Here is a 6923-nt window from a genome sequence, read left to right on the forward strand (position 1 = left end):
GCTAAAAAATCCATTAACCGTAGTAGGAGGTGTAGCCTTAAAGCCCGATAACAAGACCATAGTTGCTATAGATTTCTATGGACTTAATAACATTAATGATTGGTATGCAGAAGATGAGGATAAAAGGGAGCAAAGCAGTGTTAGCTTGGGTTTTGAAAGGGAGGTTTTGCCCTATCTTGCTGTAAGGGGAGGTTTTTATGGAAAGGGGTTTATTACAGCTGGGATTGGGATAAAAACAAAAAATATAAGGCTTGATTATGGGATTATGGAGGATGATAATCTGGGATTTCACCTTGTTTCTTTAACCATTAGTAAATAAGGAACGAGCGACAAAGGCGAGGTGGCAGAGTGGTTTAATGCGGCGGTCTTGAAAACCGTTGTGTTTTAAAGGCACCGTGGGTTCAAATCCTACCCTCGCCGGATTTAATCACAGATTTCAATAATTTTGTGGGGAGAAAATTCGCCGAAAATAATTTTGATTTTTAATTTGGGAATTTGAAAATAGTTAGATAAAAGCTCTATTACCCTCTGGTTTGCTCTACCCTTAACAGGCCCTTCCTTTACTTAAAACCCTAAAATTACTTTCGTCTTTCTTCTCAACTTTTTCCAGTTTAGCTCTTGTTTTTACCCTTACAAAAATTTTCATAAACAGCTAGACAGATACCAATTTTAAATTACCCTAACCTCTGATGCCTTAAAGGAGAGATAAAGGGATGAGCCAAGGGTAATGGAAAGCAAAGATAGAGAGGTCAGCGTGATTGTAGCATAAAATGTCAATCCTAAAACATCAACTCCCAAAGAGACCATATCTTTTTTTATTTCCTCAAGCTTAATTACCCTTCCCTTTAATGAATTTCTGCAGGATGATATAAGGGGCTCTTTTGAAACAACAATTGCGGTTTCCTCAATTAAAACATAACCCTTTCCTTCATTCTCTGTGATAACCCAAATCCCTACATCATCCTTTATCATTGCCTGTTTTAACCCTTTGCCCTTTGGAAAAATGCAGGGGAATAGATTTTTTATCCCCCCATTCTCTATCCTTCCAGAAACAATAGAGAGGATATTATCTGTAACCCTGTATCCAGATGAAATATTATGCGTTGAAAAGATAATGGTTGTTCTCTTTTCCTTATTTATCCTCTTAATAAGCTCCTCAATTATCTTAATGCTTGTTGGGTCTATATTTGCGGTTGGCTCATCAAGCAATAAGACCTCTGGCTCAAAAACAATAGCCCTTGCTAGAGCTACCCTTTTAAGCTCACCATAAGAGATCTCATCTGGCTTTTTGTCTTTAATCTTTTCTATAGAAAGCTCATCCATTATCTCATAAACCCTATTTTTATCCCTTATTTTCCTTATTTTAAGGCCAAATTCTATATTGGAAAAAATAGAGCCCTGAAATAGCAATGGATCCTGCCTTAAATAGCCAATATTTCTTCTTTCTCCTTTAAATTCTATTGTTCCAGATGATGGCTTATCAAGAAAGGAGAGAAGATTTAAAAGGGTTGTCTTTCCAGCACCATTTGGACCGAATATGCAATATATCCTTTCTTTTTCAAAATCCTGTTTTGGAATATCAAGGATGGTTTTTTCACCATAATTTTTCTTAAGGTCTTTAATTCTTATCATAAATCCTTACCCAAAGCATTTGCTACCTTTCTTGCCTCATCCATTAGAATAGCAAATTTTTTAGGCTTTAGGCTTTGTTCCCCATCAGAGAATGCGGCCTCTGGGTTTTGGTGAACCTCAATTATAAGGCCATCGCATCCCGAAGCAATTGAGGATAAGGCAAGGGGCGTAACAAGCTTCCAATTTCCAGCGGCATGGGATGGATCTGAGATAACCGGAAGGTGGGTAAGCTCTTTCAAAACAGCAATTCCTGCAACATCCAAGGTATTTCTGGAATGGTCAACAAATGTCCTTATCCCCCGCTCGCATAAAATAACATAAAGGTTTCCACCCGATAAGACATATTCTGCTGCCATTAGGAATTCTGTTATCGTAGCAGATAGACCCCTTTTTAGAAGAACAGGCTTATTTATCTTTCCAACCTCCTTTAATAATGAGAAATTCTGCATATTCCTTGCTCCTATCTGAATAATATCAACATATTTTAAAAGGAGTTCAATATCCTTTGTATCCATAAGCTCAGAGACAATAGGAAGCCCTGTTGTTTCGGATGCCTCCTTTAGGTATTTTAGCCCATCCTCCTCAAGCCCCTGGAAGCTATATGGCGATGTCCTTGGTTTGAATGCACCACCACGAAGCATAGAGGCACCCCTTTCCTTTACAAGCTTTGCAATCTCTATTATTTCCTTTCTTCCTTCAACCGAGCAAGGACCTGCCATTACAACAACCTTTTTCCCTCCAATAATTACTCCTCCTACATCAATTTTTGTATCTTCCTGCTTGAATTCCCTGCTTGCAAGCTTAAATGGCTTAAGGATGGGTATGACTCTCTCAACACCAGCAAATGCCTCCAATTGATCCCTATCCAATATCCTCTCATCGCCAATAACATTTATTACTGTCCTCTCTATGCCCTTTGAAACCATTGGCTTAAGGCCTAATGATGAGATTTTTTCTGCTACATGGTCAATCCTCTCTTCTTTACAACCTGGCTCAAAAACTATAATCATTGTCTTTTAATAATAATCTTTCCTCTCCTCTTTTGTCAATATCCCAACTCATTCAGGATTTTATCCTTCTTTCTCCAATCTTTCTTTTCTTTTACAACAAGCTCAAGGTAGACAGGCTTATTGTGAAATGCCTCAATCTCCCTTCTTGCCTTTTCTCCTATCCTTTTTAATGCCTTCCCCTTTTTTCCTATCAAGATTGCCTTTTGGCTTTCTCTATTAACATAGATAATAGCCCTGATATAGTCCTTTCTTTGTTCTTCCTCTTTGAATTCCTCAACCACAACAGTTGTATCATAAGGTATTTCATCGCCATAAAACAAGAAGACCTTTTCCCTGATTACCTCTTCTGCAAAGAACCTTTCGGGATGTATGGAGAGAATCTCAGTATCATAGAATGGTGGATGAAAGGGGAGAAGGGAGATAATTTCACTAAGCAATTCAGGGCAATTTATTCCTTTCTTAGCAGAGATTGGGATTATCTTTAGGAATAGGTTTAAGCCATTATAATATTCTATCAAAGGAAGGAGCTTAAGTTTATCAACCAGGTCTATCTTGTTAATGGCGAGGATTGTATTTTTTTTAATAAAATTTGGGATAATTTCCCTCTCAAAAGGCTCAACAATGAGAAGGGAAAGGTCGGAATCCCTAAGTGCAGACCTTGCCTTTTTTATCATTCTCTCATCTAATTTGTCCTTCTGCTTTATCATCAAACCAGGGGTATCAACAAATATTGCCTGGACATTAGGAAGGTTTAAAATCCCAAGTATTTGATGCCTTGTTGTCTGTGGCTTTGGACTTACCGATGAAACCTTCTCTTTTAAAAGCGTATTCATCAAGCTTGACTTTCCAACATTTGGCTTTCCAACCAGAGAAATATAGCCTGCTTTGAACATTTTAAATTTAAATTGTAAAATATTTATATGATTAAATATTAGCTTTTTTAGTATGTGTTTAGCTTCTGTATAATTGTCTAATCCGTAAAAGGTGCTGCAAGCGAAAGGGAAAATAACCACGAAGCGCAGAAAGAGGCACGAAGCAACTTAAAAATTTACACCTTCGTGTTCTTCCTGGTTCTAAACACATACAAATAAGCAACAAAATAAATCTCTTCATCTTAAAATTTATACACTATAAACCTTCAACCCAATAACTTCACTAATAGCCTCAAAATCTTTATCATTATGGAAAAGAAAAAGACTGTGTTCCATCGCACAGGCGGCAATAAGACAGTCTATAGTCCTTCTTATGGTCTTGCCTTCTCTTCTGCAGAGCTGATAGATTTGAGCGGACATAATAAATGTGTCGATCCCTTTTGGGCTGTAAATTGGAAATTGAAGAAGATGTTCCTTTGTCTTTTCAAACTCCCTATCTTCTTTTATTCCTTGCAGAATCTCAGCCAATGTAATATCCAAGAGGCAAACATCTTCCTCTTCTTCAATCAACCTGTGCAGTTCCTTTTTGTAAAGAGATGGTTTTTTGGAGAAGAAGTCAATCCAGACGGTTGTATCTACCAAGATCATATCCTGCCTCTCCGCATCTCATCCAAATCCCCTTCCCAGGTTATTCTGCCCTCTAATTTCAGAATCTCCTTTCGTCGCTTCCTCTTAACCAACTCTGAAAGGGCCAGATTCACCAACTCCTTTTTGGTTCGACAGTTGGTCAACCTTAATCCTTCCCCTACCAACTCTCTGTCAAACTCAATATTTGTTCTCATGGCAACCACCTCCTCATACACCAATTATATTCAATTTAGGTGTATATGTCAATAAATTTTCACTCCACCCTCACCGTAAAACTGACTGTGCCTACTTCACCTGGAGGGATAGGGTCTTTGAAGATCCATTTTACCTTGGTGGCCTTTGAGCTGAATTCTGAATGCCACTTCCCACCATACCAATATCTGACTTCTGACCCCTGACTCTCAACTTCTGACTCTAATACTGTATTCTTCGGCAAAACATCAATAATCACAACATTCATTGCTGTTGCTTGACCCTCATTTTTATAGGTAATCATATAGGTTATTGTTCCTTTTGAATAGACCTTCTGTTCGCTTGCTTTCTTTGTGAGGGTGATTTTTGGAGAAGAGGGGGTTGCAGTTGCCACATTTGAGAGATTAGACCAGTTTGGCACCTCATCGGCTGTTTTAATGGCAAACCAGTAAGTTGTGTTTGGCTGTAAGCCTGTAACTGTAAATGTCTCTGTGCCATAAGCAGGTTGGGTTACTAGTATCTTAGTCCCGGTAGTAATTGAACCCCAATTATCTTTTGTAATTGTATAAGTCGCCCACCTTATATCATAAGTAGTGGCTCTGCCTTCATAGCCATCATCACCTGGGGCTGTCCATTTTAAGGTGATAGAGTTAGAAGTAATGGCAGCTACAGCAAAGTCAGTGATAGCTGCTGGAGAAATGGTATCAGTCCCTGGAGTAGCAGTTATTTCATTAGAGTAAGGGCTTTCATTTTGGGAAGTATCATAAGCAGTTATTGCATAGTGATAAGTGGTGCCGTTAATTAATCCTGTATCTTGAAAAGCAGTTGCAGTTCCCACATCCTTTATCCAGCATTCATGTCTTCTATCCACTACAATATCATCTAAATATCCCTCTTGACGACTAAGCCAAATATAGATTGTATCAACTGATGTAGGTATAGCTTCTGGATCGTTGATAGATAGAATTCTTTCTCTATTGAAATATCCTGTTACTGTTCCTGGACTGAACTCAATCCTTATGGTATGCCACTGCTCATTTATGGGATAATGGTCTCCAGATTGAGTAAGTTCAGCTACTATCTCTTCATCAACTACCTTCTTTATTATCGTCTTCCTAACCTCTGCTGGGAAGAGAAAGTAGTATCCATTCTTCTCATCATCAGAGCGAATACCGATCTCAACCCCTCCTGCATAGCGAGCATCAGCTTCATGACGAAGAGATATTGGATAGAACTTGAATTCAAATCCTCCTTGGGTCAATCTATCCTCCAATCGTTTAACTAAAGTAATCCCACTATAATAACAACCAAAATCAACCCAATTTTCAGACTCACTATAAGAGTATGATGCTCGACCATACATGGTATATTCTGAGGTAGTATCTGTGTCGAAACAATCAGTGTATACAACTACAGGATTCAATCCCCTATAGACTCTATACCCTGCTAAGTCAACCTCTTGATTTTGGCTCCAACTTAAGGATACTCTTTCATTTCCAGGTATTGCTGTAAGGTCTGTAGGTACTGCAGGGGGAGTTATATCTACCAGTGTTGCAGTAGCAACATTAGAAAGAGCTGACCAATTGCCTGCATCATCTTTACTCTTTATAGCAAAGTAATAAAGAGTCTCCTGTAATAAACCATCCTTCATATGCATTATATATTGCTGAATTGACCCAGGAGTGGCTGGATGAGGCTCAAATTCACATTGGATTGCCTTATCCCAATTCTGTTCAGTAATAGTATGAGTGGCCCACCTGAGATCATAAGCTTCAACTACAGTAACAGCTCCATCATCTTCTGGAGCAGTCCAGTTCAGGGTAATAAATGTTGGGGTAATAGTGCCTATAGTTAGAACAATAGGCGGTGGTGGAGTAGTATCTGGAGTTTCAGCTATAAAGGTATAAAGCCAAGACATCTTATCCCCTGATCTTACCTTGAAGTAATATTTTGTATACTTGGATAATCCATTTAATCTTACTTCATGATGAGTCACTGGATTGGGATCAATCGGGGTAATTTTAGGATTGATTATCTCTCCATGAGAAGTAGAGGTTCCATACTCAACCTGAGAGGTATCAGGTTCACCTGTATCCCATCTGATAGTAGCAGAGGTATCAGTAATATCTGAAACCTCTACATTCGATATGCCTAATGCGTCATACTCATGTTTTAAGGCTATAAAATGCTGTAAATTCCATATCCACCCACCTCCTACAAGGCTTGGATCCTCAGCCCAATGATCATAATATCTTTTTACAGTGTCCCACCAACACTGTTCACCAGAAATCTTACGCATATACATAACTCCATGCAATATTGGCATTGCAACATCTACAGCATCTCCATAATAATTTGGACATTCAAGATATACAAAATGTGGATATTCACATCCTGGACTGGATTCTATATAACCATTTTTAACTATGTAATCCATACATTCTATAGTTAATTCCATAACGCTTTACAAAATGTATGTGTTTAGATAATCTTAAGGAAAACTTTATAAAATTATGAATTTTGAATGTTGAATTTTGAATTAAAAGGGGAAAAATTTTATAAAACTTAA

Annotated in this window: 7 protein-coding genes, 1 tRNA gene and 1 pseudogene; 2 read left to right on the forward strand and 7 right to left on the reverse strand. The window is 38.1% G+C overall.

Translation table 11 applies throughout. From position 1 onward, the window contains the following. Together AB1397_07440 and AB1397_07445 are read left to right on the forward strand one after the other, a co-directional pair. Positions 1–319, forward strand: a 319-nt coding sequence (locus AB1397_07440; GenBank protein ID MEW6482807.1) for a hypothetical protein, incomplete at its 5' end; no start/stop codon positions are given. Between the two features lie 15 nt (positions 320–334). Further along, positions 335–420 (forward strand) — tRNA-Ser (locus AB1397_07445). A 3-nt stretch (positions 421–423) separates the two neighbouring features. Here the strand turns inward: AB1397_07445 and AB1397_07450 are convergent. The 7 genes and pseudogenes from AB1397_07450 to AB1397_07480 all read right to left on the reverse strand — a co-directional run bounded on the left by AB1397_07450 (position 424) and on the right by AB1397_07480 (position 6812). Further along, positions 424–552: pseudogene (locus AB1397_07450) on the reverse strand (DUF167 domain-containing protein). A gap of 117 nt (positions 553–669) precedes the next feature. Then, positions 670–1632 (reverse strand): ATP-binding cassette domain-containing protein, encoded by a 963-nt coding sequence (locus AB1397_07455; protein ID MEW6482808.1) that lies wholly within the window; start codon positions 1630–1632, stop codon positions 670–672. After that, positions 1629–2642, reverse strand: a complete 1014-nt coding sequence (gene aroF, locus AB1397_07460) for a 3-deoxy-7-phosphoheptulonate synthase (GenBank protein ID MEW6482809.1) — start codon at positions 2640–2642, stop codon at positions 1629–1631. Before aroF ends, AB1397_07455 begins: the two co-directional genes overlap by 4 nt. Before the next feature lie 35 nt (positions 2643–2677). After that, entirely contained in the window at positions 2678–3535 is an 858-nt protein-coding gene (gene era, locus AB1397_07465; GenBank protein MEW6482810.1) for a GTPase Era, read from the reverse strand. A 228-nt stretch (positions 3536–3763) separates the two neighbouring features. After that, a complete protein-coding gene (locus tag AB1397_07470) occupies positions 3764–4162 on the reverse strand; it encodes a PIN domain nuclease (GenBank protein MEW6482811.1) in 399 nt (132 codons plus the stop codon). Further along, the gene (locus AB1397_07475; protein ID MEW6482812.1) at positions 4159–4377 is read right to left on the reverse strand and encodes a type II toxin-antitoxin system VapB family antitoxin; all 219 of its coding nucleotides are present in this window, start codon (positions 4375–4377) and stop codon (positions 4159–4161) included. The genes AB1397_07470 and AB1397_07475 overlap by 4 nt, the downstream gene beginning before the upstream one ends. Positions 4378–4415: 38 nt before the next feature. Next, positions 4416–6812, reverse strand: a complete 2397-nt coding sequence (locus AB1397_07480) for a fibronectin type III domain-containing protein (protein ID MEW6482813.1) — start codon at positions 6810–6812, stop codon at positions 4416–4418. Positions 6813–6923 lie beyond the last annotated feature (111 nt).

The organism is bacterium (genome assembly GCA_040756715.1).
Lineage (GTDB): Bacteria > UBA9089 > UBA9088 > UBA9088 > UBA9088 > JBFLYE01.

What these genes read in the sequence shown, in the direction of transcription:
- AB1397_07470 (MEW6482811.1), bottom strand. Translation starts at nt 4,162, where the DNA reads ATGATCTTGGTAGATACAACCGTCTGGATTGACTTCTTCTCCAAAAAA.
- era (MEW6482810.1), bottom strand. Translation starts at nt 3,535, where the DNA reads ATGTTCAAAGCAGGCTATATTTCTCTGGTTGGAAAGCCAAATGTTGGA.
- aroF (MEW6482809.1), bottom strand. Translation starts at nt 2,642, where the DNA reads ATGATTATAGTTTTTGAGCCAGGTTGTAAAGAAGAGAGGATTGACCAT.
- AB1397_07480 (MEW6482813.1), bottom strand. Translation starts at nt 6,812, where the DNA reads ATGGAATTAACTATAGAATGTATGGATTACATAGTTAAAAATGGTTAT.
- AB1397_07455 (MEW6482808.1), bottom strand. Translation starts at nt 1,632, where the DNA reads ATGATAAGAATTAAAGACCTTAAGAAAAATTATGGTGAAAAAACCATC.